Origin of the sequence: Streptomyces sp. NPDC028722 (assembly GCF_040637655.1) — a bacterium.
GTDB lineage: Bacteria > Actinomycetota > Actinomycetes > Streptomycetales > Streptomycetaceae > Streptomyces.
In genome coordinates, this window is record NZ_JBEZWU010000049.1 from 1 (window position 1) to 23,593 (window position 23,593).

The window sequence follows — 23,593 nt, forward strand, 5'->3', positions numbered from 1 at the left end:
AAGCGGTGGCGTACGGCGGCGGAGGCTGGCAGGGCGCGGGGGACGACGGGGCGGGGGTCGATGCCGCGGGCGCGGTCGGCGGCGAGGCGGCCGGCTTTCTTGCCCAGCAGGCGCTGCACGGTTGCCGGGGAGACGGCGGCGAGCAGGCCGACCGTGTGGATGCCGTAGTCGTGGAGGATGGCGGCCTGGCGGGGGCCGATGCCGTGCAGGGCCTGGACCGGCAGCGGGCCGAGCCAGTCGGCGACCTCCTCGGGGGCGACAGCGAGGACTCCACCGGGTCCGGTGATCTGGGCGGAGGCGGTCGCCGCGACCGTGACCGTGGGGCCGACCCCGATCCGCAGGTCGACGCCCAGGCGGGAGATCGACCGGATACGGAGGACGTCGCCCAGGTGGGCCGCGTCCGTGCCGTGATAGCGCAGGGCGCCCTTGAGTTCGACCAGGGCCGCGGTCGGCGGCAGGGCCTGGACGACCGGGGACAGGCCCGCAAGCAGCTCCAGCACCCGCCGGTAGGTCTCCTCGGGCAGCCGGTCGGGGCAGCGCACATGCACCACCGTCGCCTGCCCCGCCTGCGGCGCTTCGTTGCTCATCACGCTCACCTCCTCGCCCCCACATTATCGAACAGAAAATCGAACACGCGGGTGCGGTGAGCCGATCATGAGCATAGAATCAAAAATATGTTCGATGACTTGCCGCCGGACCTCGAGCGACTGCACACGCTCCGGGTGTGGCACGCGATGTGGCTGGCCCGTATCGACCGCAAGATCGCACAGGTCACGCGGCGGCAGGCCGAGGAGGAACACGGGCGCCGCACGAAGCCGGCCGTGCCGGAGTGGATCGTCGAACTCGGCATCGGGGCGGGCCGGCCGCCCGCGCAGCTCCACCGCGGCAACTGCTACATGGCGGGCAAGCGCCGCCGGACGGTCAGCCGGGAGGAGGCACGGCGGTTGCTCGCCGACGGCACCACCGCCTGCACGCACTGCCGCCCCGACACCGGCCTCGGCATCATCGGCTTAACCCGCCCGCAGCATCACGCCGGCCGGCACGCTCACTCCCGGGACGGGATCCGGGCGGCGATCTCCCTCGCCCAGCGGCCGGCCACCGCAGCATCCGGCCCACTCCCGGCAGCAGCCTGCCGCAGCCAGTCCAGCAGGTCGTGCGCCTCCGCCAGTGTCAGCAGCGGCAGCCGCTCCCCCGTTCCCTCCACCGGCGCGAACTCGATCCCGTCCAGGTCCACGTCCTCAAAACCGTCCACGCCCGTGCAACGCCCCGTCCTCCGCTCCGGTCACCCGCCCGCTCACGCCGGCCCTCGGCACATGCCAGTCCAGAGCCGACCTAAGCGGTCGCTGCACCGGCTGGGTTTTTCGGTCCACCGCGCACACCGGTCCGGCATGAGCTGCCGCTTCCACATCTCCGGCGGCACGCTCTGACCAGGACGTCGCCTGAGGTTCGTCGGGCATCTCCCATGCTCTGGCCTGTAGGTGTCTGAAAGTATCCGTAGAACGCCCGGACCCACGTAATCCGGATGCATGCCCCCAAGATGCCGTGCTTGTATGCGGTCAACGCGACCAGAAGACAAGCCAGTTACTGGCGAACTCCTGCGCGTCCGTAGTCAACTGGTCGTCAGTGGGTACACCCCCTGAGACGAGGTAGCCCGACACCCTGTGACATGGACGAATGTGACCCGCGTCTCCCCGCCGTCGGCGCCCGTCAGGTGGCGAAGTACTCGCCATCTACGGAGCTTCCAGAGCCGACCACGGCCGACGCGCCGACACCCGAACGGCGCAGCTGAGCCCTTGGGTTGTGGCTGCGGTGAGCACATCGAAATTACTTACGGGACATCGCTTAGCCGACGCTTTCCACCACCTGGTCCGCCAAGGTTCCCAACGCATGTGAAGCGGAGGGAAGCCGTACTCGGCCCCAGTCCGTCTCGGGCCAGTTGCTCTCCAGCTCCCAGCCACCGGCTTGCGCGCGCTGGATCTCTGCGATGAACGCGACCTCGCGGCCCCAGTACACCGCTCCCAGGACCACGCGACGCAGGCCGTCGGGGTACCCAACCGAGAAGGTGAGCGTTCCGTCGGGCTCGAAGCCGTCCTCCGAATTCTGCGGCCACTTGTACGTCGCAAGCCAGTGCGGCACCTCTTCATCCCGGGCGTCGTGCTCCTGGGCGCTGGCCGGGTCGCCGAGTGCCGCGGCGACCTTTCGCGCGGCTTTCCGCATGATGCGGCGTATCTCCGCCTGGTCGCGCACATGGTCGTCCTGCGGGCCCCAGCCGCTGCGAAAGCCGGTGTTCCTGACCACCGGGACCTGGGCGGAACGCAGCCAGAGGTCCAGTTCCTCCGCCAGGGCGTCGATCGTCAGCCGTTCGACGGGGTCGTTTCGCGTGGCGGCTTCGAGTACATGTTCAAGGGCGTCCAGAGCATCATGGTCTCCCTTCCAGCGGCGGTTGAGGTCGTAGTCCTCGGCCCCGGCCCGGAAGGTTCCCGGCAGTGGCAGCACGCCGAGGGGGTGGATGAACGCTGAAAGGGTCTGCGCCAGCGAGTAGACATCGGCCTGGCGGCCTTCCTCCCGCTGGGACATGCTGCGCATCTCCGGGGCCATGAACCACAGCGGACCCAGCTTCTCGCCGACCACGGTCGCGCCCGCTTCGCCCCAGTAGGCAATGCCGAAGTCCGCGAGCACGGGGCCCTCGTCGTACCAGAAGAGGTTGTCGGGTTTGATGTCGCGGTGATAGATCCCCCGGCCGGCGAGCTCGCTCAGGGCCTGCGCCAGAGCCTGCAGGTGCCCCACGATCTGCTGCAGCGTGGTCGTCTCCACGAAGACGGATTGGAGCAGCTGGGCCTTCGGCATCACGTACCAGGTCGGCTCGTCGCCGTCGGCGATGTCGAGGACGGGAAGGATCCTGGCCACGCCCTCGTGCGTCAGCTGCCGCATCTGGAGGGCTTCGCTGTGGAAACGCTGACCGCGCGGCTTGTCGGGCGCGTGGGAGCGGTACTTCAGAACCGCTTCCTCGCCGGTCGCTCTGCGTCGGACGCGCCGGACGAAAGGCTTGTTCGAGTCTTCGATTAGGGGGCCGAGATTCCTCCAGCCCGGTACATCTGCTTTGTAATTGACCTTCGACATCCGCTCAGAGTAGAGATTCGGAAGCGAACAGGTCTGTGGAATCGGCCACTTGGCCCGTGAACGGCAACAGCACGACGGCCGCCGTCCCCGGGGGCGGTCGCTGCCGCTGATGTCACCGTGAGGTTGGTGCCGGCTGCAGCAGCTCTTTGGCGGTACTGGGACAGGGCCGTGTTCTCGATCTCGGAGCGGGCCTGCACCCGGTGGATGTTCAGCCGGCGGGCTGCAGCCGTGATCGCGCCTTCGAGCGTGCCGTCTTCGGCGACCGGGCGGATCACAGCCAGGCACTGGCGAGCGCGCAGCCGAGGTAGAGGGCGGCGCTGACCAGCGAAAACACCAACCGAGTCTTTACGCGCTAGGACTACCTACAACCCTCCCGGGCCACCTTCCACACACAACACATACGCCCAGCTCACACACCCGGCCCACCCCGACCCAACCACCCACTCCGCCTCTCAACAAACCCACAACACCGCAGGCCAACCAACACTCGGCCCACCAACAAACCCCCCTCCGAGCGTTAAAACCCCCTCCGAGCGTTAACAAGCAGGACTGGACCCGGTCGTCGTGGCTGGCTGGCATCCAGTGCCACTGCCGCACCCATCCCACCCCACACCCGGGGAACGCAGCGTTCCCCGGGTGTGGGGTGGTGAACGACTGAACGCCGTTCAGCGTAGGGTGAAGCGCTGGTCCTTGGACCTGTTGCACGACCAGAGGATCACAGGGGTGTTGTTTGCCGTAGAACCGCCCTTCACCGACAGGCACTTGTCGCGTGCGCCGCCATAGAACGGATGGACGTTGCACTTGCTGAGGCGGCCCGCGCAGTTGATCCAGAATTTCTGGTTGGTTCGTCCGTTGCAGTTCCACAGGATCGGCTGGCGGCCCTTCCTGTAGTCGCTTCCCTGAATGTCCACGCAGAGCCCGGCGTTACTCACCGGCCGGATGGTGTAGGTCGGGGGAGTGGCACTGACGTTGACGAACGACCACTTTTGGTTGGCACCACCCACGCACTTGTACTGATCGATCTTTGCGCCCTTGCGGGTGCCTCCGTGCGCGGTGATGCATCGTCCGCTGGTGTGCTCGGGCTTCCAGTACGCCGAAGCGGGCAGGTAGGAGGAGGCTATCTTGGCGCTGGACCCATCGGGCTGTGCGCTGGCCGGCTGTCGCGGGCTTTCGACGCTCGCGCTTTGAGCATCGGGAGCACTGGCCAGCGCGAGCAGCGCGGCGCCGGCCAGTGCGGGCAGGGCTGATTTGAGGGTCATCATGAGGTCTCCGAGGTTGAAAGTCGAGTACGGGGAAGTCGGTTCTAGCCGTCACGTGCGCATTGGGCATCGAAGAGATGGGCTGCGTGCTGGAGTGGCAGGGCGATGGTGAGGTGGCGGATACGGGCGTCATCGCTGCTACCGGGTGCGGTGGTGAAGCCGAAATAGGAGCGGACCCTCTCCTGCTGGGCACGGATCAGCGCGCGGTCGCCGCGGGGACGGGCAACTCGTGCCTGATCCGCTCCTCCTTCCAGTTGCTGTAGAGCAGGACCGGATTGCCCTACCCGTCTCGGGTCAGGCAGTCGAGGTCCAGGTGGCAGATTTCGTTGGGCGCCGGCCGGTGTCGATGGGATCTCGACCGCGACGCGCAGTTCGTGGCAGCACATCGACTCGAAGGTCGAGGTGGGAGCACAGCTGACGCATGATCTCCGGGGGCAGGTCCTGCCCCTCCTCGGAGGGCTCGGCGGCCTTGGGCACGTCTCAGCGGGTGATGACGAAGTCCTCCGGCTGGCCGGCCATCGGACCGTCAGGGCGGGTCAAATTCATTGCACGGGTCTCCCTCAGCGCGCTGCGGGCCTTCTAGATGTAGTGGCGGCGGGTGTTCAGCGTGAAGTGCCCGTTCCGTTGGCCTGGAGCTATGACGGGTGCGGTGATACGGCGGCTGTGACAGCCCGTCCGGGACGGGGCCGTGCTGGGGCGCGCGTCGCCGAGACGCTGATGGCGATCACCCGAGCCGTCCGCGCAGGCAACGTCCCGTGGCACTTCCTGCCTCCAGTACCACCGACGTTGGATTTTGACGGCCAGGGGTGCGTCGGCCCGCCCGCGTCCCTCTACCAGTCGGTCGTGCAGTCGGTCCCGTTCGGGTAGGCGTTGTCGCAGGCGAACAGCACCACACTCGACTCGTTGGAGTAGGAATAGCTCTTGCCTTTGGTAGGGAGATAGCGCGTCTTGTCACTTGTGGCCAGGAACGCGTAAACGCTCACCCCCTTGCTGGCGCTGGTCCAGCCATAGTGACCGCGATACTTGCCGTTGGCCTTCCTGTACCAGGTCTTCCAGACATGAGCCGTGCGCCTGCCGTCGGGCAGATGAAGAGTGGTGCTCGCGGAAGCCATCGGCATGAAAGCCGCCTGTGGCAATACGGGTGCGGTGGGCTGCGCTGATGCGGCGCCGGAGGCCGCAGACGTGGCGAGCATGATGGACGCGGCAATCATTACCGTCCTGTTGACCACGGAAGCCACGTGATAGCTCCTTCAGGTAGGCGGTTAGGGGCGCTTGCCTCAGTGAGCGTTGCAGAGCTGGCAGGACGCCATCACGACTTCGTCAGCAGTTGACACGATCGCGGGACATCCCATCGCCTGACCAGCGAGTCCGGGAGACAGGTTGAGCACCGCACGGGACGTCGGTCAGAGGGCTGGGGCCCATACTGCCGCCGTCCCGGCCGCTGAGCCGGAGCCCACGCGCCCGTCAGGGCGGACGTCGACCGCCGGCAGGTCGTCCCCGTCGGCCAACCCCATCGTCTCGTCGCTCGCCGGTGCACCGTAATGCCGCCTGGTGATCGTGAACTGTTGCCCGAGCGGCACATTCGGACCGTGATCGGATGGTCTGAAGGCACGTCTCGGTCCCTTCATTCGCCGGATGGTGAGGGCGTCATGGGGGGATTAGGCGGTTCGGTGAGGTGTTCGTTTCCACCCGGGGCTGTGCACGCGTGGTGCCCGGTGGTCAGGGTGGTGCAGGCCCTGGCCGCGGCTGGAGTCATCGCCTCCGTCATGGCCGTGTACACATCGGTGTCGTAGTGCACTTTTTCCCGGAGGGTTTCTCCGTGGTCGGTGACGACCTCGGCAATGTCGCCGGGGCGCCCCCAGCTGATCCTTCCCCAGGCTGCTTTGCAGGCATCGCTGTAGCGCAGCTCCACGTACACGCCGTGGAACCTGGTCAGGGCTGCGGTCCATGCGTCGCCAGCGCAACCCGTTTGCTTCGGGTCCTTCGTCGTACAGCTGCCCCCGAAACAGGTGGTCTCCAGCCGGTGTATTGGTGCGGTCGCGATCGTTCCCGCTTCGGCAGGGGCCGGCTCGCCGGACGTCCGGTCGTGGACAGCCAGGACACCGACAATGGTGCAGGCGAGGAGCGTCGTGGCGGTGACCGCAGCCCCCTTCGGGCTGAGCAGGCGGGCGAAGAGCGCACGCACGAGGTGCGTAACCGGAGAGCCGTCGTGGCGGACGGCCGGCAGCGGCGAGTCGGGGTTCGTTCCCGTGACTCGGGCGGTGGCCCGGCCGCTGTCGTTCCACGCGGTCTTGGCGTCCTCCCACATGGCGGTCAGCCGTTTCGGCTCCGCACCAGTTATATCTCCTAGGGCCAGTACGGCCTGCCGCGGTGGCAGAGTCTTGCCGTTGAGATAGCGCTCCCAAGACGATTTGCTGAACGTAGTCCGCTGGGCCAGCGCTTGCAGGCTCAGTCCGCTGCGCTCTTTCAGTTCTCTCAACTCGTGGACCAGTCGATGGACGTCGCGTGGTAGAGCGTCCGGTAAGCGTGCCCACTTGCTGGTCATCTTGATTCGCCCCCGGGTCTCGGTGTCTATCCGTCGGTCCATCTGAGTGACGGACGGATGCGCTGTCGAGGTTACGGCTCGCCGGGAGATTAGCTTCCGGAAGGAATGGCACGCCCGACATCGCCGAGATTGCGTCGGATGGCAGCACAGTTTCGGCCGAGATGGTGCTTGGCCGGTGAAGTCGTGTGCCGGACTGGATGGATCGGTGAAACTGACGTGGTGGATTTCACTGTGACTGCCAGAGCAGTTGCGTGCGCGGCAGCCTTGGCTATTTCGAGTACCGGCGCTTCCCGGCCAGCTGACTCGGATCGGCTGCATGGCCAAGGGATGCTTGCCGACGACTGGTGGGATGCACCCCGCCTGGAGGCGCCGTCTACACATCCCAGCGATCTTGTGGGTTTGTGGCAAGCGATTCTGTGGGCCGACGGCTACCTGCCGCGTACAGGGGTCACCTGCGCCTACGACGCCGCGACCGTGGCGGCGACACGTGTGTGGCAGAGCAACCACCAGTTAGACGCCGACGGGATCGTAGGCGCGGCTACGTACGGAGCAGCTGGCAGGCGATTGGCCACGGCACCGCCATGGACGGTGTATCGCGGGGACCGCTTTCATCTGCCCCTGCGGCGGGACTCCGACGGGACCTACGAGGTCTGGGACGTGGGACGCTTTCGCCCGCTGCACCTGGACTCGGTCACTTTGTCCCCTTGCCGTCGCTGATGGGATCCGACCAGCTGTCGAACTGCGACACGCCCAACTGGTAACCGCTGGCCATCACGACAGCACGCATCCCCCCGGGCCCTTCGGGAATCGTCAGGGTCCATGCAGCGCCCGCCGACGCTGTGTGCTGGGTGCCATCGTCGGCGACGATCCGCAACTGCGACGTCCCCGGGGCAGGCTGGACCTCGGCCCAGCTAGCACCGCATGAAGGGCTCCAGTGCAGCGACAGCGTCCGGCCTGCGGCCTTCAGCCGGTGCACGATGACGGCGTCCCGGTCGCACCCGCGCTGGTACGGATCGAGTCCCGGACAGCCGGCCGCCCCACAGCCCGCGCGCGGACCGGCCGCCTTTTCGTGAAGCGCCCAGGGCCAGGCCGGTGCGCCCGGCGGTGCGCCTGGCGGAGGGTCAACGCTGCCAGCTCTGTGCCATCGGTAGCCGAACGCACCTACAGCCAGGGAGATCACGGCTCCAAGTACGACACCGGCCGCGGCCACACGCCTACGTCCGAACGATTGTCCGCCGCGGCGGCCCGTTGGGCTGCTCAGGGCCCGGCGCCCTCCTAGGGCACTCTCCCGGCGAGCCGGGGCGTCGACACAATCGCTAGCCGATGCCTCACGGGGCGAGCGGGTCTCGGCCCAGGCGTCTGCCGCTGCCTCCCACATCACCCGCAAGCGTCCCCGGTCAGCTTCTGCCAGCCGTCCCAGAGCATCGACCGCCTCCCACGGCGGCAGAAGACGGCCACCGAAGTAGCGGTGCCAAGAGCTCGTGCTGTAACCCGTCTTGGCGGCCAGCGAGGCGACGCTCAACTCTGTCCGGTCACGGTATCGCCGCAACTCGTGGGCCAACTGCTGGACCGCTTGCGTGGATGCGAGATACGGCGGCCGCGGACGCTTCACCACGACGTCTCCTCCCCGATGCACAGGGACCAACCGTCCCGCCCGGCCTTCGTCCCGCCACTCATCCTCGCAGCTCATCGACCGGGACGTCCCGCATTGTTCCGCCTGCTCGGGCCTGGCAGGGCGAGGAGCGCACGGCGCATCGTCTGTAACGCAACCAGGGACCGGCGCTCGCTCAATTCACGGGCCGCTGAACCCGATGGTGCACGACGACCGCCGCACCGCCCGGGGGCGTTCGGAAGCCCAATCGCCGTGGTGGAGCTGGACGGTACGGCACTCCACGGCCAAGCAAATGATCAGAAGGAGCCACACGAAGATGAGCATTCGCAACGGAGCAGTACTCGCCACCACGGTCCTCGCGCTCGGCGGGTTCCTCGCCTCCGGTCCCGTGGCTGACGCGGCAGCCAGCCTGCCCGCCCAGCACCACAGTGCACCTGGCACGACATCCGTGCCCCGTGTGCTGACCCTGCTCACAGCCGCGGGCAAGCCAATCGCCGCCACGATCGAAACCGGGCCCGACCGGCTCGGCCCGGTCCCGCGCGGTGTCCCAGCGGCCGCCGCGGCCCGCAAATGGCACTACAGGAGCGTCCGCGCAACCTTGTGCATGCTGAACAAGAAGCCCTACTGGGGCGGCCCCAAGAACACCGCGTCATGCGCTGTGGGCTACGCCAGCCTCGCCGGCGAAGTCGCCTACAACGGCAAGTACGTCTGGGGGCAATGGATCGACTGCCAGCACAAGGCCATCCGGAACACCAAGGTCAACATTGACTGGTGTGGCATCTGGAACAACGGCGGCCGCGGCGGTGGCGTCCGCTACATGGACCTGGGACTGAACGGAACCGTTGAAACCCCGGCCGCCGTCAGCGCGAGGATGCGTTGCATGACGCGGGCGACCACGCCGCCCGGTGTGCGGCCGCGGTGCTGTTCGAGGTCAAGTTGGCCCTTGAAGGTCTCGTTGACCGACTCGATGACCTGCCGCAACGGCTTGAACAGGGTCGCCCCGGCCCGCTCCGGCTCGCCCTTGCGGGCCGGCCTCAGCAGCCGGATGTCCTGCTCGGCCAACTGGTGCTCGAAGGCGCGGCCGAAGTAGTTCTTGTCGCCGATCAGCGTCTGCCCGGCCCGGGCGGCAACCAGTTCCGGTTCGGCGGCGAGCAGGTCCAGCAGGGTCTCGCGTTCGTCGGCTACAGCTGCCTCTAGGCAGTGTCTTGTCGATCACTTCTCGAGCCAGATGAGCGTGCTGGCCAGGGTGATGGCGGCGAGGTAGCGGCCAGACTAGTTGTCGTAGTGGGTGGCATGCCGCGCCACTGTTTGAGGCGGTTGAAGCAGCGTTCGACGATGTTGCGGCGTCGGTAGACGGCTCGGTCGGAGCCGCAGGGCCGTTCGCGGCGCCGGCGTCGGCCCGCGAGCTGATCGACGCGTTCGGGAAAGGTCGCTTTGATGCCGCGTCTGCGCAGGTAGGTACGGAAGGAGCGGGCCGAATAACCCTTGTCGGCCACCACCCGCTCTGGCCGGACATGGGGCCGTCCCGGCCCCGCGCCCGCGACGCGGATCTTGTCGATGACCGTCTCGGCCTGCGTGCAGTCGTTACGCGTGCCGACCGTAATTGTGAAGGACAACGGCCGGCCCCGCCCGTCGCAGGCCAGGTGAGTCTTGCCGGTCAGCCCGCCGCGGGAGCGTTCGAGCCCACGTTCCTGGAGCCCCCTGCAGTGGCCGTGTGCTGGTGGGCCCGCCCTACCTCACTCCTCGTTCCGTAGATGCCAGCGCTCCGTACGGCGGTCAGCCGCGGCGGAGCCACCAGCGCCGACGCTCTGCATGCTCCTGCTCCGGGTCGTGGCCGTGCTCGCCGAGAGCGGCCTGGGACCGGGCCGGGGCTGGCACCGAGGCGGCCGGGGCCGTCGGCTGGAGGATGGCCGCCCGGTCCGGTGCCGGGGTTCAGGGCGGCAAGGGCCCGCTGGAGATCCGAGATGTGCGTCGCCCGCTCCTCGAGGCGCTCCTTCAACCGGAAGGGGGCCACCCGTGGATTGGTCACCGTCTCGCGCCGCAGCGCCGTTGCGTGCGGGCGCCGTTAGGGCTGCTGGCGCCAGATCACCCGCGCGGGTCTCACAGGCCGAAGTCGAGTTGTTCGACGTCGGTGAACTCCACCTCCAGGCCGTGGGCGCGGCGGCCGCTGTCGCGGAAGTACACCTCGCCCAGGGCTTCGGCGGTGATGGCGCGCAGCTGCTGCTCGCCGGCGCCGGCCTGCTGGGCGTCGAGGAGGCGGGAGGCGTGGACGGGTGGCAGGGCGAGGGTGAGGTGGCGGATGCGGGCGTCGTCGGTGGTGCCGGGCGCGGCGGTGAACCCGAACCGGGCCCGGGTGTCGATCACCAGCCCAGTACTGGTGGCGGCCCGACGGCGGACCTGCTCACGGATGCGAGGCTGCCACCGGGCGCGGGGAGCACACCTTGACGCCGCGCTTCGTCCCGGTCCACGGGACCATCCCCGCGGGCGCGGGGAGCACGCGTCCGCCACGCTGCGGACGGCGTCCGCGACGGGACCATCCCCGCGGGCGCGGGGAGCACGAACTACTTCACCGCGTCGCGAACGGCGAGACGGGACCATCCCCGCGGGCGCGGGGAGCACGAGCATCATGGACAAGGCCATGGAGTAGCCCTGGGACCATCCCCGCGGGCGCGGGGAGCACGCCAGCGACCTCATGACGGACCTGCTCCTGTCGGGACCATCCCCGCGGGCGCGGGGAGCACTCGTCGGCGCGGGCCTTGAGGATGTCGACGCCGGGACCATCCCCGCGGGCGCGGGGAGCACCCCTGCTGGCGCAGGTCACCGACCCCGTCGCTGGGACCATCCCCGCGGGCGCGGGGAGCACTCTTCGTGAACTGCGGCTTTGTCACGGGGACAGGCCGTTGTGGGCCAGTTCCACGGTTCTCGGCAAACTTCGCATAGGCATGAATACGGTCACTCTTCCTGCCGTATCGCTGTTATTTGGAAACCGGCCTCCACCGCTCCTTTCGGACATCAGGTGGCATGGAACTCGCGAGCGTGGGTTCCACCCGCTGCGGCTCGTCCAGCAATCTAGCCGCACCCCAGTGCCCCGGGGGGTCAGAAGAGCCGCCTTAGACAGATGTGGTCCGCGCTCAGCTCCAGACGCGGGCAGCGGTAGGCCAGGTGGTCGGCGCCCTGAGCGTGGTGAGCCCCGGATGGCATCCGGGGTTCACCTCGCTCATGGCCGAACGCCCGCGTTCCCGCTCGTGATCACTCTGCTCGGACGGATGCGCCGTAGCTGTCGGTCTGGCGCAGCGCTGCGGCTTCCTGGGGCGGTGCGGGCCATACCTGGATGAGGTACCACTCGGTGACGTCGTCCGGGGCGAGGTCGATGGCGGTGTCCCGGCCGCGCGCGTGGATGCGCAGCCGGTAGTCGCCGGGACCGTCGAAGGACAGCGCGGGCAGTTCCTCGTCGAGGTCGGCCATCAGGCCCCGCACCATCAGTTCTCCCGATACCGAGTGCAGCGAGACCTCGACGATCTCCTCCCACTCGGCGTCCCCTGGTTGGGGTGCGTCGGTGTGGAAGGTGACGGTGACGTCGACGTCGCCGGTGTGGATGCCGGTGAGGACGGTGGCGATGCCGTCCTCGATCTCGACCAGGCCGTTGTGCCGGCGGGGCAGGTCGGGGCCAGCGGGGCCGTCCTCGTCGCTGATCCTGAACTGGTGGTAGTGCACAGGCACGAGTTGCTGCCCGTGCGTGGCCTGCTCGGTCATGGCACGTCCCGGATGCTCGGCGGCTGACTAGTTCTTGATCCAGACGAGGAACCTATCCTTCTCCAAGATCCGGTTATAGAGGTAGAAGTTGGCGAGAGCCTTGCCGCCGCCCTGGTTCTGCGTTTTGGCGATCATGCGCCAGTCGAACTTGCCGCCGCCGGTGGAGGCGCCCTGCCAGGTGGAGGCGAAGGGATACTCGTCGCACTCCTTGCCCGCGGGCCGGTGCCGGCTGGACGGGCACGCCTTGCTCCGGTTGCTCTTGATCTTCGCCTTGTCGGTCAGGCGCGTCAGGTACTTCGTCGTACCGTGCTTGCCGGGCAGGTGCTTGGTGTTCTGCGCGTACTCGATGTGCTTGGCGAGTTCGGGGTACTCCCCGCGCTTGCTGTACACGAGTTCCGGGATGTACGGCATGACGCACCCGATCCTCGAGGTACCGGGCAGGGCGTTGTCGCACCGGACGACCGGGGTGTTCAGCGTGATGTCGTTGGTCGGCGCCGCCCACTTGGGGTTGGTGAAGTGCCAGTGGGCCGTCCCCTGTCCGTTGCCCATGGCGCCCTTGGGACGGGCTTTGATGGTGGTGTCGAAGAAGAACTGCCCGACGGCCTCCTTGCCCTGGCCCATCTTCTGGGAGGGGAACTTGCTGTCGTTGACTTTGCACTTGCCCGCACACGTGCCCTTGCCGCCCGCGCTGCTGCCCGTGGCGTCGCCGGTGGCGCTGGTCTGGAGCAGTTCGACCTGGTAGGCCCACCTCGCGATGCCGTAGTCGCTGTATGCGTAAGGGATGACCACGTAGCTCATCGTGCCGGTCACTCTGCCGGTGCGTACGTCGTGCACGGTGACCGTGGCAGAGACGACGGCGCACCCCTTGAACCGAGTGACGTACCAGGTGTTGTTGACGCCGTCCCCAGCAGGACCAGAGCGTCCGGGACGCCCGGAACTGCGCGCCGCCGCCGGTCACCGCGGTGGAGCTGGTCATCACGGTGCTGCGGTGCGCGCCGATCCCCACCGAGGAGGGCTGCCCGCCGTCGTGCGAGGAGCTGCGGGAGTCGGCGCGCGTGCTGCACGCGGACGCGCTGACTGTCTACAACGCGCTGCTGTGCTGCCTGCCGCACACCGTCCCGGCCGGCAGGCGCGGCCGCCGGTTTGTCCTCGGCCAGCAGCGCACGGTGGGCCCACAGGGCGGCTGCGTAGGCATCGAACAGACGGTGACAGTGGCGCTGCCGCCGTGCCTGCCCTGCAACCCGGTGGAGGGGCCGTGAGTGCTGAGGTGAGGATCGAGCCCGGGCGGATCGCCCGGTTCCTGCGGCTGCGGAACGGGCGGGTGGAGCGCAAGCTGCGCGAGCGCACCGAGCGGATCGCGAGGATCGCCGCGGCGGAGGCGCCCGGGTCGATGGGCCGCTACATCGACTGGGAGATCCAGCAGGGGCCCCGCGGGCTTGAAGGCGTAATCCACTCCCGGCACCACGCGACGCTCTTCGTCCTGCACGGCACGAGGCCCCACCTCATCCGCCCTCGCCGGCGCACCGGTGTGCTCCGCTTCGAGGTCGGCGGCGAGGTCGTCTACACGCGGCTGGTCAGACATCTTGGCAGCAGGCCGAACAACTTCTTGGGTCGTGCCCTCCGAATGGGTCGATGATCAGGCGTTGACCGCCAACCCACCGGCCGGCGCCACCTGGTGCGCGGGGCAGGGGGAGCAGGTCCGCTTACCGATCTCTCACCCTCATGTCTTGCTCAGAACCGTGGCGCAAGATCATCTGCGGGTCATACGGTCGATATCGGCGCGCCACCGACCAACAAAACGAGGGGACTTGTCTTTCCATGCGCATACGCGCTCGTTCTGCCCTGACATCGGCCGTGGCGTTGGCCGCAGCCGGACTCATGACCGCCGCCGTACCGGCCTCCGCAGCGGACGCTCCCGTTCCTCCTGCTGAGAGCTACCAAGAACTCCTGGACAACCACCAGCCCGTCCCCCTCAGCCGCGCGGAGGCGGGGCAGCATGAGGAGTCGAAGACGTTCCTCGCGGCGGCAAATGCCGACCATCTCAGCGACCACGACACCGATGCTCTTCTGTCCTCGGGCCGCTGGACCGTCTACCCCGTCAGCGTGACGGCGGAGACGGTGACGCAGGAACCCGAGGCGGGGACAGAGACGACGGTGACGAAGGTGACCAGCTCCGTCGCTGCGGAGAAGACGTCGACGGAGACCGTCCCGCTCAAAGCCCGGACGCAGGACGGGTACCTCAAGCAGGTGTACTGGCTCAATGGGGCCGACGGCCGGCACTTCGCCTACTTCCAGATGCGGGAGAACTACAGCTACAACGGGAAAGCGGTCACCGGCTACGAGCAGCCGATCATCGACCACAAGGTCTACACGTGGGCGGAGGTCCTGGGCTGGTCCTTCCAGGGGCTCGACCTGAGTGGGTCGCAGGGCCCGTCGTACTACTCGTGGCACGGTAACGGTCACGGCGCTCTCCAGACGTGGCGGAGGGCGAACTTCCAGTACGACCCGACCCACCTCGACATCGGGTCGATGCACCGGTACCCGTGGCTGCACTTCTACCAGCACGCCGACGGCACCGAGTACGAGACCGACGGCATGTAGGTCGCACCACATGTGCTTGGGAGCCTGCGGGTTCCCCAGGCTCTGACTCCAGGGGAAATGTGATGAAGAGGACCGTACTTGCTGTAGCGGGGCTGTGGTTCATCATCGGGGCAGGATTGGCGTCCGCACGGCACTGGCCCGCTACCCTGGTCGCGCCGCTAGGGCTGGTCATGATTCTTTCGGCCGCTGCGGGACGTGAGGTGTGGGCACGACGGGGGCTGTGGGTTGCCGTTTTCATCTCCGCAATTCTTGGGCTGACGTGGTGCATCGCTGAGCTGGCACGTGCCAGCGGGCAGCATCTGAGCGTGGAGGACCCCGGAGCGGTGGGAGCGTATGTGCTGGGGCTGGGTGTCCCCGCCGCCGTGGTGCTGTGGGTGCTGCGTGGCTCTGGCCAGCCCCGCTGAAGCCCTTCCGGGCCTGCGTAGTACCGGGAACCTCAGCGTCGCCGACCTCTCCGGAAGTTCCGACGCCGCTTGCCATCGGGTCTTGGCGCAGCGCGCGTAAGCACGACCACTCGATTCAAGGGAACGGCCCCGCACGCTGGTGCGGGGCCGTTCTGCTGTGCGACTACTCTTTCGGGTGCTGACTGGTTGAGGGCCGGGCGACGGAGCGGGAGACAAGGACATGACCCGTGCAAAAGACGATCGCGCTCAACACTGAACCTCACGTCATTGCGGTAGGCCCCCACGAGCTGGAGTTCCTCCCCGAGGTGTACGGCGCCGAGTTCATCGACGCCTACGAGGAGCTCCAGGAGGCGCAGGCGGCGAAGGGCGTCGACCTGGAGGACCTGGAGGCCGCCGATCCGACGTCGCTGCGGAGGACGATCCGCGCGGTGCGGGTGTTCCTGGCCCGGCAGATGCTCCCCGACTCGGAGGAGCGGTTCCTGCGCCTGGACGTCATCGTGCACGGCAACGTGCTGGAGTCGTTCCAGGACGCCGACGAGGCGGCGGCGTTTGCCGCCGAGCACCCGGGCGCGCAGGTGCAGGACGCGCTGCGGCTGCCGGTCCGTTGCCGCGCCCATGGCCGGGCAGCTGCGGGTGCTGGGCAAGGAGAAGAAGGTGCCCGGTTCGGGGACAATGTGGCGGGCTGCGGTGCCCGCCGAGCAGCGCAGGCTGATCACCAGCGCTGTCGACAGCGCCGAGGAGCAGCTGCTGCAGCTGCGCGGGGTGCAGACCAGGCCGACCGCCGACGTCGCCCTGCGGCTGCTACGCGGGCTCGGCCACAGTGCCGGCCTGATCGAGAACGCCTGGAAACGGACCGCTGTGGCGGCGGTGAACGGCGGCGTGCCCCTGGAAGAAGTGCCCAGTGGGTGGATGGCCATGACCGGTGACTGGCGGATGGACCGGATCGGGGCTGCGCTGAAGGGCGAGAACCCGACCGTACTGCGGCGGCTGACGTCGGGGTTCGCGGTGATCGGAGATGTTCAGTTCCTGCCGGGCTACTCGGTTCTGCTCGTGGACGAACCGGATGTGCAGCGGCTGTCGGACCTACCGAGCACGAAGCGGCTGTCGTTCCTGTCTGACATGGACCAGCTCGGTGAAGCGGTCGAGCGCGCCTGCCGGCGGCTGGACCCGGCTTTCCGCCGGGTCAACCTGGAGATCCTGGGGAACACGGACCCGTTCTTGCATGCGCATGTCTGGCCGCGGTTCGAGTGGGAGCCGGCCGACATGGTGGGCAAGCCAGTGTGGCTCTATCCGCGTGAACGTTGGAGTGACGAGCAGTTCAGGCTCGGTCCGCAGCATGACGCGCTGCGGGATGCGGTCGGCAGCGAACTGGACCAGCTGCGCTCGGTGACCTGACTGTTGCGGGCCCGGTGATCGGTGACGGTCAGCCGAAGCTCACTGGAGGCGACTGAGCAGGACGATATCGGTGACACGGTTGGTGATCGTGGGGCGGGCGAACGCCCTCTGCGCGGCGCGGTCCAGACACAGCGCAGCGGCACACCCCCGCATCGGCGAGGAGGACCTGGGCCAACGGCGGTTGGCTTGATTTCGCAGCGGAACACCCCCGCGTGGGCGGGGAGGACGGGCTCGCGCAGGGCCTCCAGCTCCTTGTAGAGCGGAACACCCCCGCGAACGCGGGGGTGCTCCGGCGCCGCGGTTGCGCTCAGCCGCTTCGAGGCTGTCCTCCCCGCCGACGCGGGGGTGCTCCGCCCGCCGCGCCCGCGCCGGACACGTCGCTGTCGTCCTCCCCGCCGACGCTACGGAAGACGTGCCCCATGAATACGTAATCCCGGAGTCCTCCCCGCCGACGCGGGAGTGTTTCGGTCTCTGCGGGCTCGAAGCTCAAAGATGCGTCCTCTCCGCCGACGTGGCGGTGTTCCGTCCGCCGAGTCTTGAAGCGGCGCGCCGCCCAGGTCCTCCCCGCTGGCGCGGGGTGCTGTGCGCGCGCTTGCGCGTCCGAGGGACAACCACACTTCGTCCGGGAGCGTGATGTCCACGAAGGCACCGGCGTCGTCGCGCGCCGGGCGGCAGCCCAGCCGAGAGGGCGGCCCGCCACCAAGCGCTCGCCGCGTCCAGCGCGGCGCGGAGGGCCAGGGCGTGGGCGATGTCGTCCTGACCCGGGCGGCACCTGAGTGCTGCGGACCCCGGCTCGCGTTTGACCGGGTCGGGAATCGAAAAAGGGATGAGGCCTCCGCGGGGTGGCTCTCGCGCGGCATAGTGCGGGGCTGACCGCGACAGCGGACCGTTGGCCCTGCCCGTCCGCCGATGCCGCCACGCGCGGCTGCTCGCGGCCCTGACCACGCTGATCGGTGTCTGCGCCGACGCGGTGGGCGCTGTGCGTCAGCCGATCGCCGCCGTCCAGCCCGGCAAGGAGGCCGTGGAGGTGGCCGTCTTGCCGTGCGTCCAGGTCAGCTTCGCTGCCGGCACTCTGCTGGACCTGGTTCGCGCCGAAGACGGCTGCCCGATCGCCTGCCGTCGTGGCGTAGGAGCGGGAGGAGACACGGCGGAGGTACGCCGTGCGGTGCGCCGTGGCGGAGGCCCAGGTGTTCGCGGAGCCGGCCGGCATGCAAGGTGATCACGGTGTGCCGCTACCGACGGTGCAACAATCCGTCGCGATGGGCCTGGCGAGCGCCGGCGGCGAGTTTGATGCGGACGAGGTCCTCGACGAGGCGGTCGACTCCACGGTGGCTTGGCCCAAGCGCACATGGTCCGCCGAGCAGCGGCCCATCAGGGGTGTACGGGGTGGCGGCAGGCGGTCATCGCGTCGCTTCCCGTCTATGCGTCATCGGTGGCTTCTCGGTAGATGCCGTCGTCGTCTGCGTCGCGGGACCACTCACGGAAGTCGGTGTTTCCCAGATCCATGTTGACCACGAAGCTTTCGAGGTACTGCCGTGGGATACGGAAGGACGGTGCGGGTTCACCGGGCGGGTTGTCGACGGCGAGCAGGGGCAGATCCGGTGAGGCGAGGGCCTGCTGGTCGGCGAGGAGAAGGATGCTGTGGTGGGGCCAGTCGTTGTCGTCACGGTCGATCAGGGTGCGCAGTTGGTCGTCGGTCAGGCCGTCGTAGGCGGAGTGGTCGATGGGGGTGACGTCGATGCAGCCGCCGTCCTCACCACCGTGGTCGATGAAGTCCAGGAGGTGGCGCCAGGCCTGGGGGGCGGTGAAGCACGTGCGGACGAGGACGATGCCGCCCCCCTCGGCGTGGATTTTGGGGGCGTCGACGGACGGCTGGTAGGGCGAGGCGCTCGGACCGGTGTAGTGGCCTGCGGGGAGGGTGGTGTGGCTGCTGCTCTTGTGGATCTGCTCGGGGGCGGTGGGGGCCTTCCACACCTGAACGAGGTACGTCTCGGGTGGCGGGCTGGTCTTCGAGGGGCGGGGCCGGCGGGGCAGAGCGGCGTCCTTGGCATCGGCGCGGCCGCGTGCGTGGGTGCGGATCCGATAGGTTCCGGGACCGTCGAATGCGAGGTTGGTGGTGAAAGCTGTGTCGTAGCTGGCGACGAAGGCCTGGCCCCGGACGAAGTCGGCGGAGATGTCCAGGACGTCGTCCCAGCTCTCCACGTCGAGCGCGGGCTGTTCGGCGTGGATCTCGACGGTGACGCGGGCATAGCCGCGCTGGAAGCCGGTCAGGATGGTGCCGAAGTCCTTGTGGAAACCGATGAGGCTGTTGGTGATGCTGGAATGTTCGGGGAACTCCATGACGCCTTGCAGCATGGGATCGATGAGAAGATCATGGTCTTCGACGTAGAGGTCCTTGGTTTCGGTGGTCACGCCGTCTTCAACTCCGTCTCGTCTTTCCCCGTGTACGGCGCTGGGTGCTGCTCCCCAGCCGGTGGGGAGCAGCACCCAGATCATCGATGAGCTGCGGCGGTGCTACTTGATGTGCACATAGTAGGCGTCGCCGTTGAGGACGCGCTGGCTCTTGTAGAAGCCGCCCAGACGGGCACCGGCGGTGCGGTTGTCACTGGCGGAGATGATGCGTGTGCTGCCGCGCCGGGGGTTTCCGCCTTCCTTGGTGGCTGCGAACGGGTACTCGTCGCAGTCCTTGCCGCTGGGGGCGTGGATCCTGCCGCACATGGCGGTGCGGTGCTTGTCGATGGTGGTCTTGTCGGTGATGCGGTGCAGCGGTGTGGAGGCGCCGGGGTGCCCCGTGATGGCCCGCTGCGCGTCGGCGATGTGCTTGGCGGACTCCTTCACCTTGGAGTCGGTGTGGGAGAGGGCGAAGGTGGGGGCGAAGCCGGGGAAGATGCAGCCCGGGTTCTTCACGCGCGTGCGGTTGTTGCGTGCCCAGAAGGTGTCGTCGCAGCGGAACTTGGCGGACGCGTAGGTGATGTCTCCGCCCGTGTAGCCGGGCTTGGTGAAGGTGAAGCGGTAGGACGCCGGAGTGGTCAGCGTCTTTTTCTTCTTCACCGTGGCTGTGTAGCTGACGGTGCCCTTGCGGACGGGTCCCAGGGTCGATCCCTGGGGGTACTTGACGCTGGTCTTCACTGCTCTGCCGGCACCGACGGAGACGTTGACCTGGATGCCGGAGGCATTGACGAGCGTGGCCTTGCCGACGGTGAAGCTTTCGCCCCACTTGAGCTTGCTGGACTTCAGGCCCATGGAATGCTTGATCTCGAAGCTGGCGGAGCCAACAGGCCTGCCGTTAAGGAGCAGGTCCACGCGGGCGGCGACGTCCAGGCACATACTGGTGCGGGTGATGGTGATGTAACCGATCCGGCAACTCGCCCCGGAGGCGTTGACCTGGACGGTCTTTACGGAACCCAGCTGCGCTACGCGCAGGGTCTGCTTCACCGGTGTCGGCTCGGCCGCGGCTTCACCCGCCATGCCCCCGGCCAGTACACAGCCTGCGAATGCACCGGCTAACAGCCGCCTTGTTGTCTGGTTCAAGGAAACGCTCCCCCTTCCCTGCCGCTATTCACGGCCGCACCGTGTTGCAAACCGCTGCGGCGGCAGGCATCGCCACCCTAGGGCTTCCTCACCTCAACAGATCAACGATTAAAGGCCGTTGACTGGAACGTGACTCGCCACAGGCGGACACGCCGTCACCATCGAAAGCTTTGCAATTCCTCTTGCGGGGTTACTGCCCCTCCGGTGGACGGGAAAGGACCGAAACCCGGCTCTGTCTGCCGCAGGTGCCGTGCGGGCCAGCCGCGGCCTCCCATCCAGCCCTCGATCACCCACGTGGTACCCGTCAGCAGGAACGCACTGGGCACGTGGTGCGGCGGCCGGCCATCACGGGTGAACCTCAGGTGCCGGGCCGCTGCGTCCGTCGAGATGCCGACGTCGGCCTCCGTGCACGCAGAACGGGCAGGGCCGCCCCTGGCATGGAGCGGCCCGCCCGCAAGGCGCCGGTCGCAAGGCCGGCGCCCTGCAACGTCAGATGAGCGGTCAGTGCCGGCGTCCGCCGCGGTGGTCACCGCCGTGGCGCCGGTCGCCGCCGCGGTGGTCGCGGTGGTGGCCCCAGGAGAGGTCGTCGACGAAGCGGCCGTAGTCGTTGCTCAAGGTCGCGGTGTCGGCGTTGTTGTCCCATACGTACGCGCGCCGGTCCTGGTACAGGTTCGTCCTGTTGTCGTGGCCGTTGCCGGTGTGGACGCGGACCGTCGTACGGCCGGCCAGCCGGTAGTGGTCGAACGTGTAGGTGTGGCCGTCCTCGTCCTCGAGGGTCCAGCCGTCCAGGTTCACCGCCCGGCGCGAGTCATTGGTGAGGTCCACCCACTCGCCGTTCAGCGAGCGGTTGGAGCGGTCGTCGCGGCCCGGGGAGTCGTACTGGACACCGCTGATGTACACGGCGGAGTGGTGACGGCCCGGATGGTGGTCGGCGGCCGACGCCGGCAGTGCCGCCGCGCCCATCACGGCAGTGGCCACGGCGGCCGCGGCGGTCAGACGACGGACGGAGGAAGAAACGGACATGAGGTCCCCCTTCGAGGTGCGCACGCCCACCCCGGCCCCGCAGTGGCGAAACCGCGGTGCGGGCAGGTGCGTTGTGCTGGTGTGCAGCCGGTCGGCCGCACACCCAGACTGTGCGGCCCGCGCCTTCATCGCGTGAGGCAAATGCGAAGGTGGTTACAGCTTGAACGGATTCCTGTAACCCGCGCATGCACGGACCATCTATGTCGCGAACGCACCTAGTTGACGAAGCGCCAGGCACGCGCGCCCCGGGGTTACGGGCCTGAGGCAACTATCCGCCAGCTCCCGCCACCCCGGCACGACGAGACGGTTCACCCGGAAGTGGGTAACAGGCTCGTCCGCGGACCACGGGACCGTCCGGCGACAGGCAGGCGGTATCCGCCACCACAGCCTCTGCGACCCCGCGCACTCGGGCACCTAAGCCTCCTCTTTCGACGCGGTCACGCTCATCATGCGGCTCCGGACAGCGGGCGACGGCCGCGCGCATGCGGCGGTTACAGCAGCGAGGTGAGCTGCCGGAGCCGGCCGACCAGCCCGACCGTGGGCAGGGGCACGGTGCCGATCTCCGGGTGCTGCTGGTGGACGATGTGGGAGTGGACCGGTTCCATACTGGGTGGGCTGAGAACCGGGGCGGTGGAGCGGTCGCCGCACAGCAGGTCGGGTGAGAACTGGTGGCGCAGGAGTTCAGTGCGCCAGTGTTCGGCGTCGTCGTACTCGCCGCTGTGGGCGTGTTCGAGGAAGAGGCAGTACTCGGCGACGGGGTGGCCGAAGCCGGCGGCGAAGCGCCACCAGAAGCGGGCGCCGCTGCTGTCGCCGCTGAGGTGGAGCAGGCAGGCGAAGACGAGTGCGCCGGCCTTGTCGGCGTAGCGGCTGGTGATGAACGCGGCGAGCTGCCTGTCGGCGTCCGGCCCGAGGGCGAGCAGGCAGACGGCGTTGAGGTCCCACCAGGCGCGGTCGGCGTCCGGGGTGCGTTCGTCCTCCGGCGCGGTCCACTCGGTATTAAGGGGGGCGGCGTCGGCGGTGCGCTGGCGCGGTGGGCGGTGACGGGCAATCTGGCGGGCGCGCAGCCGGGCCTCGGCGGCGGCCATGTCGTAGGCGGCGTAGCGGTTGCGGGCGCGGGCCGAGGCGAGCAGGTCGTCGATGGTGCGGTCGTCGTCAGGCAGCACGGTCATGAGCGGTTCTTCCCGTCGGGGTGCTCCGGGCAGCGGAGTTTGAGCAAGGTGGTCAGGCGTCGGCGGCCGGTGCGCAGCTGGGAGCGGACGGTGGATTCCTGGTTGCCCATCACTTCGGCGGCTTCGGCGGCGGTGAAGCCCATGCCGTAGTGCAGCAGGATCGCGTCGCGCTGGCGTTCGCTGAGGGCGCTGACGGCCGCGTACAGGGTGATGGCGTCGGTGAGCGTGTCGTAGGGGTCGTCGACGTGGTCGGCGAGTGCGGCTTCGAAGGCGGCGGTCTCCATCAGTTCCGGGCGGCGCCGGCGTTTGCGGTGCATGTCGATGATGCGGCGCTTGAGGATGGTCCAGGCGTAGCCCTCCAGGCTCTCCATCTCCAGCATGCGAAGCCAGTGGTCCATGATCCGGTCGAAGGTCAGGTCGACGGCTTCCTCGGCGTCGGCGTCGGAGCCGAGCTGGAGGTAGGCGTAGCGCATGTAGTCCACGCGGCGCTGCTGGTGGAACCCCCAGTACGACATCTGCGCGGCGACGGGCCACTGGTCGATCGGCACCGCGCGCGGGGTGCCCACGGCACCGCCGGTGTCCTCCGTGCCCTGCTCGCTGCTCACGATGCCTCCCGGTCCGGCTCGCCGGAGCGGACCGCGGTGCGGGCGCCGGTCAGCTGAGTGATGCCGATACGGACGCCGGCGGTGAGCAGCCGGCGGCATCCGCGAGCCACGTCCGGGCCGAACACCCTGAGGGCGAGCGCGATTTCGAACAACCACGCGGCAGCAGTGTGCTGCACGGGTCCTCCCCATGTACCTGTTCCATTTCCAGGTGCCGCACCCTCCCCCCGGCACCAGAGGTGACAACCACCTCCACTCCATCAGCGCCTCAGCGGGCCGGAACGTGCAGCCAACCCCCCAAAAAAGTTACGTTCAGTATCGGAACGATTGCGGCAAGTTCAATCATCAAACGGTCAGGGCGAAACGGCCGGCCACCGCGGCGCCCGGAGCGGCCCGCCCCGAGGACTGCGACGGCGCCAGCAGCCCGGTAGCGCGACGCTGGGGCGTTCGGCTGCACCGGTCTCCAAGGCCTGGGACCTCGGGCCTTACGGCGCAGGAACGCGAGGCCGGGCGTTGAAGGGGCAGCCGGCCCGGGAGACCGGCCACGGTAGGGGCGGCGGCGATGGCGTTACCGAGCAG

General features: G+C 68.4%; 20 protein-coding genes, 5 pseudogenes and 1 CRISPR repeat array. Of the genes and pseudogenes, 6 read left to right on the plus strand and 19 right to left on the minus strand.

The window, feature by feature from the left end; genetic code table 11:
* Window positions 1-587: pseudogene (locus AB0F03_RS35920) on the minus strand (hypothetical protein); the annotation flags it as partial.
* A gap of 147 nt (window positions 588-734) precedes the next feature.
* Between AB0F03_RS35920 and AB0F03_RS35925 the strand changes: the two are divergent.
* Window positions 735-989: pseudogene (locus AB0F03_RS35925) on the plus strand (DUF6233 domain-containing protein); the annotation flags it as partial.
* A gap of 56 nt (window positions 990-1,045) precedes the next feature.
* Here AB0F03_RS35925 and AB0F03_RS35930 read toward each other — a convergent pair.
* The 6 genes and pseudogenes from AB0F03_RS35930 to AB0F03_RS35955 form a co-directional block, all read right to left on the minus strand.
* Window positions 1,046-1,252, minus strand: a complete 207-nt coding sequence (locus AB0F03_RS35930) for a DUF6417 family protein (protein WP_362000250.1) — start codon at window positions 1,250-1,252, stop codon at window positions 1,046-1,048.
* Window positions 1,253-1,842: 590 nt separating this feature from the next.
* On the minus strand, window positions 1,843-3,120 hold the full coding sequence (locus tag AB0F03_RS35935; protein WP_362000207.1) for a protein kinase: 1,278 nt from the start codon (window positions 3,118-3,120) through the stop codon (window positions 1,843-1,845).
* Window positions 3,121-3,785: 665 nt separating this feature from the next.
* On the minus strand, window positions 3,786-4,382 hold the full coding sequence (locus AB0F03_RS35940; RefSeq protein WP_362000210.1) for an RICIN domain-containing protein: 597 nt from the start codon (window positions 4,380-4,382) through the stop codon (window positions 3,786-3,788).
* A 53-nt stretch (window positions 4,383-4,435) separates the two neighbouring features.
* Window positions 4,436-4,552: pseudogene (locus AB0F03_RS35945) on the minus strand (XRE family transcriptional regulator); the annotation flags it as partial.
* Between the two features lie 657 nt (window positions 4,553-5,209).
* A complete protein-coding gene (locus tag AB0F03_RS35950; protein WP_362000213.1) occupies window positions 5,210-5,617 on the minus strand; it encodes a hypothetical protein in 408 nt (135 codons plus the stop codon).
* A 386-nt stretch (window positions 5,618-6,003) separates the two neighbouring features.
* Complete coding sequence (locus AB0F03_RS35955; RefSeq protein ID WP_362000215.1) at window positions 6,004-6,924, minus strand: DUF2690 domain-containing protein; 921 nt, start codon at window positions 6,922-6,924, stop codon at window positions 6,004-6,006.
* A 327-nt stretch (window positions 6,925-7,251) separates the two neighbouring features.
* Here AB0F03_RS35955 and AB0F03_RS35960 point away from each other — a divergent pair, with 327 nt between their 5' ends.
* Window positions 7,252-7,641, plus strand: coding sequence for a peptidoglycan-binding protein (locus AB0F03_RS35960; protein WP_362000217.1), 390 nt, complete (start codon window positions 7,252-7,254; stop codon window positions 7,639-7,641).
* On the opposite strand, the gene AB0F03_RS35965 is transcribed toward AB0F03_RS35960, so the two are convergent.
* The 6 genes and pseudogenes from AB0F03_RS35965 to AB0F03_RS35990 all read right to left on the minus strand — a co-directional run bounded on the left by AB0F03_RS35965 (window position 7,616) and on the right by AB0F03_RS35990 (window position 13,099).
* Window positions 7,616-8,614 (minus strand): helix-turn-helix domain-containing protein, encoded by a 999-nt coding sequence (locus AB0F03_RS35965; RefSeq protein ID WP_362000219.1) that lies wholly within the window; start codon window positions 8,612-8,614, stop codon window positions 7,616-7,618. The genes AB0F03_RS35960 and AB0F03_RS35965 overlap by 26 nt on opposite strands.
* Before the next feature lie 735 nt (window positions 8,615-9,349).
* Window positions 9,350-9,724, minus strand: a pseudogene (locus tag AB0F03_RS35970) (transposase); the annotation flags it as partial.
* A gap of 84 nt (window positions 9,725-9,808) precedes the next feature.
* Window positions 9,809-10,218, minus strand: a pseudogene (locus AB0F03_RS35975) (IS5 family transposase); the annotation flags it as partial.
* A gap of 418 nt (window positions 10,219-10,636) precedes the next feature.
* Window positions 10,637-10,900: a hypothetical protein gene (locus AB0F03_RS35980; RefSeq protein WP_362000222.1), complete on the minus strand. Its 264-nt coding sequence runs from the start codon at window positions 10,898-10,900 to the stop codon at window positions 10,637-10,639.
* 45 nt (window positions 10,901-10,945) lie between these two features.
* Window positions 10,946-11,399: a CRISPR direct-repeat array (repeat unit 29 nt; unit sequence GGGACCATCCCCGCGGGCGCGGGGAGCAC).
* Between the two features lie 386 nt (window positions 11,400-11,785).
* Window positions 11,786-12,289 (minus strand): hypothetical protein, encoded by a 504-nt coding sequence (locus AB0F03_RS35985; protein ID WP_362000224.1) that lies wholly within the window; start codon window positions 12,287-12,289, stop codon window positions 11,786-11,788.
* A gap of 27 nt (window positions 12,290-12,316) precedes the next feature.
* Window positions 12,317-13,099, minus strand: coding sequence for a NucA/NucB deoxyribonuclease domain-containing protein (locus AB0F03_RS35990; RefSeq protein ID WP_362000226.1), 783 nt, complete (start codon window positions 13,097-13,099; stop codon window positions 12,317-12,319).
* Window positions 13,100-13,251: 152 nt separating this feature from the next.
* Here AB0F03_RS35990 and AB0F03_RS35995 point away from each other — a divergent pair, with 152 nt between their 5' ends.
* The 4 genes from AB0F03_RS35995 to AB0F03_RS36010 all read left to right on the plus strand — a co-directional run bounded on the left by AB0F03_RS35995 (window position 13,252) and on the right by AB0F03_RS36010 (window position 16,689).
* A complete protein-coding gene (locus AB0F03_RS35995) occupies window positions 13,252-13,548 on the plus strand; it encodes a hypothetical protein (RefSeq protein WP_362000229.1) in 297 nt (98 codons plus the stop codon).
* Entirely contained in the window at window positions 13,545-13,925 is a 381-nt protein-coding gene (locus AB0F03_RS36000; RefSeq protein WP_362000231.1) for a hypothetical protein, read from the plus strand. Before AB0F03_RS35995 ends, AB0F03_RS36000 begins: the two co-directional genes overlap by 4 nt.
* 218 nt (window positions 13,926-14,143) lie before the next feature.
* Window positions 14,144-14,890, plus strand: a complete 747-nt coding sequence (locus AB0F03_RS36005) for a hypothetical protein (protein WP_362000234.1) — start codon at window positions 14,144-14,146, stop codon at window positions 14,888-14,890.
* A 1,319-nt stretch (window positions 14,891-16,209) separates the two neighbouring features.
* Entirely contained in the window at window positions 16,210-16,689 is a 480-nt protein-coding gene (locus AB0F03_RS36010; RefSeq protein WP_362000253.1) for a diadenosine tetraphosphate hydrolase, read from the plus strand.
* A gap of 1,419 nt (window positions 16,690-18,108) precedes the next feature.
* Here AB0F03_RS36010 and AB0F03_RS36015 read toward each other — a convergent pair.
* The 6 genes from AB0F03_RS36015 to AB0F03_RS36040 all read right to left on the minus strand — a co-directional run bounded on the left by AB0F03_RS36015 (window position 18,109) and on the right by AB0F03_RS36040 (window position 23,193).
* Complete coding sequence (locus AB0F03_RS36015; RefSeq protein WP_362000236.1) at window positions 18,109-19,101, minus strand: hypothetical protein; 993 nt, start codon at window positions 19,099-19,101, stop codon at window positions 18,109-18,111.
* Between the two features lie 102 nt (window positions 19,102-19,203).
* Window positions 19,204-20,157, minus strand: coding sequence for a NucA/NucB deoxyribonuclease domain-containing protein (locus AB0F03_RS36020; protein WP_362000239.1), 954 nt, complete (start codon window positions 20,155-20,157; stop codon window positions 19,204-19,206).
* A gap of 564 nt (window positions 20,158-20,721) precedes the next feature.
* Window positions 20,722-21,243 carry a lamin tail domain-containing protein gene (locus tag AB0F03_RS36025; RefSeq protein ID WP_362000242.1) on the minus strand — a complete coding sequence of 174 codons (522 nt, stop codon included), beginning with the start codon at window positions 21,241-21,243 and terminating at the stop codon, window positions 20,722-20,724.
* A 491-nt stretch (window positions 21,244-21,734) separates the two neighbouring features.
* A complete protein-coding gene (locus AB0F03_RS36030; RefSeq protein WP_362000244.1) occupies window positions 21,735-22,412 on the minus strand; it encodes a hypothetical protein in 678 nt (225 codons plus the stop codon).
* Window positions 22,409-23,017: a sigma-70 family RNA polymerase sigma factor gene (locus tag AB0F03_RS36035; RefSeq protein ID WP_362000247.1), complete on the minus strand. Its 609-nt coding sequence runs from the start codon at window positions 23,015-23,017 to the stop codon at window positions 22,409-22,411. The genes AB0F03_RS36030 and AB0F03_RS36035 overlap by 4 nt, the downstream gene beginning before the upstream one ends.
* Window positions 23,014-23,193: a hypothetical protein gene (locus AB0F03_RS36040; RefSeq protein WP_362000248.1), complete on the minus strand. Its 180-nt coding sequence runs from the start codon at window positions 23,191-23,193 to the stop codon at window positions 23,014-23,016. Before AB0F03_RS36040 ends, AB0F03_RS36035 begins: the two co-directional genes overlap by 4 nt.
* Window positions 23,194-23,593 lie beyond the last annotated feature (400 nt).

Coding starts and splice junctions, on each gene's coding strand:
- AB0F03_RS36020 (WP_362000239.1), bottom strand. CDS start 20,157: ATGGCGGGTGAAGCCGCGGCCGAGCCGACACCGGTGAAGCAGACCCTG.
- AB0F03_RS35940 (WP_362000210.1), bottom strand. CDS start 4,382: ATGATGACCCTCAAATCAGCCCTGCCCGCACTGGCCGGCGCCGCGCTG.
- AB0F03_RS35965 (WP_362000219.1), bottom strand. CDS start 8,614: ATGAGCTGCGAGGATGAGTGGCGGGACGAAGGCCGGGCGGGACGGTTG.
- AB0F03_RS35935 (WP_362000207.1), bottom strand. CDS start 3,120: ATGTCGAAGGTCAATTACAAAGCAGATGTACCGGGCTGGAGGAATCTC.
- AB0F03_RS35985 (WP_362000224.1), bottom strand. CDS start 12,289: ATGACCGAGCAGGCCACGCACGGGCAGCAACTCGTGCCTGTGCACTAC.
- AB0F03_RS36030 (WP_362000244.1), bottom strand. CDS start 22,412: ATGACCGTGCTGCCTGACGACGACCGCACCATCGACGACCTGCTCGCC.
- AB0F03_RS36025 (WP_362000242.1), bottom strand. CDS start 21,243: ATGTCCGTTTCTTCCTCCGTCCGTCGTCTGACCGCCGCGGCCGCCGTG.
- AB0F03_RS36010 (WP_362000253.1), top strand. CDS start 16,210: ATGACCGGTGACTGGCGGATGGACCGGATCGGGGCTGCGCTGAAGGGC.
- AB0F03_RS35955 (WP_362000215.1), bottom strand. CDS start 6,924: ATGACCAGCAAGTGGGCACGCTTACCGGACGCTCTACCACGCGACGTC.
- AB0F03_RS35960 (WP_362000217.1), top strand. CDS start 7,252: ATGCTTGCCGACGACTGGTGGGATGCACCCCGCCTGGAGGCGCCGTCT.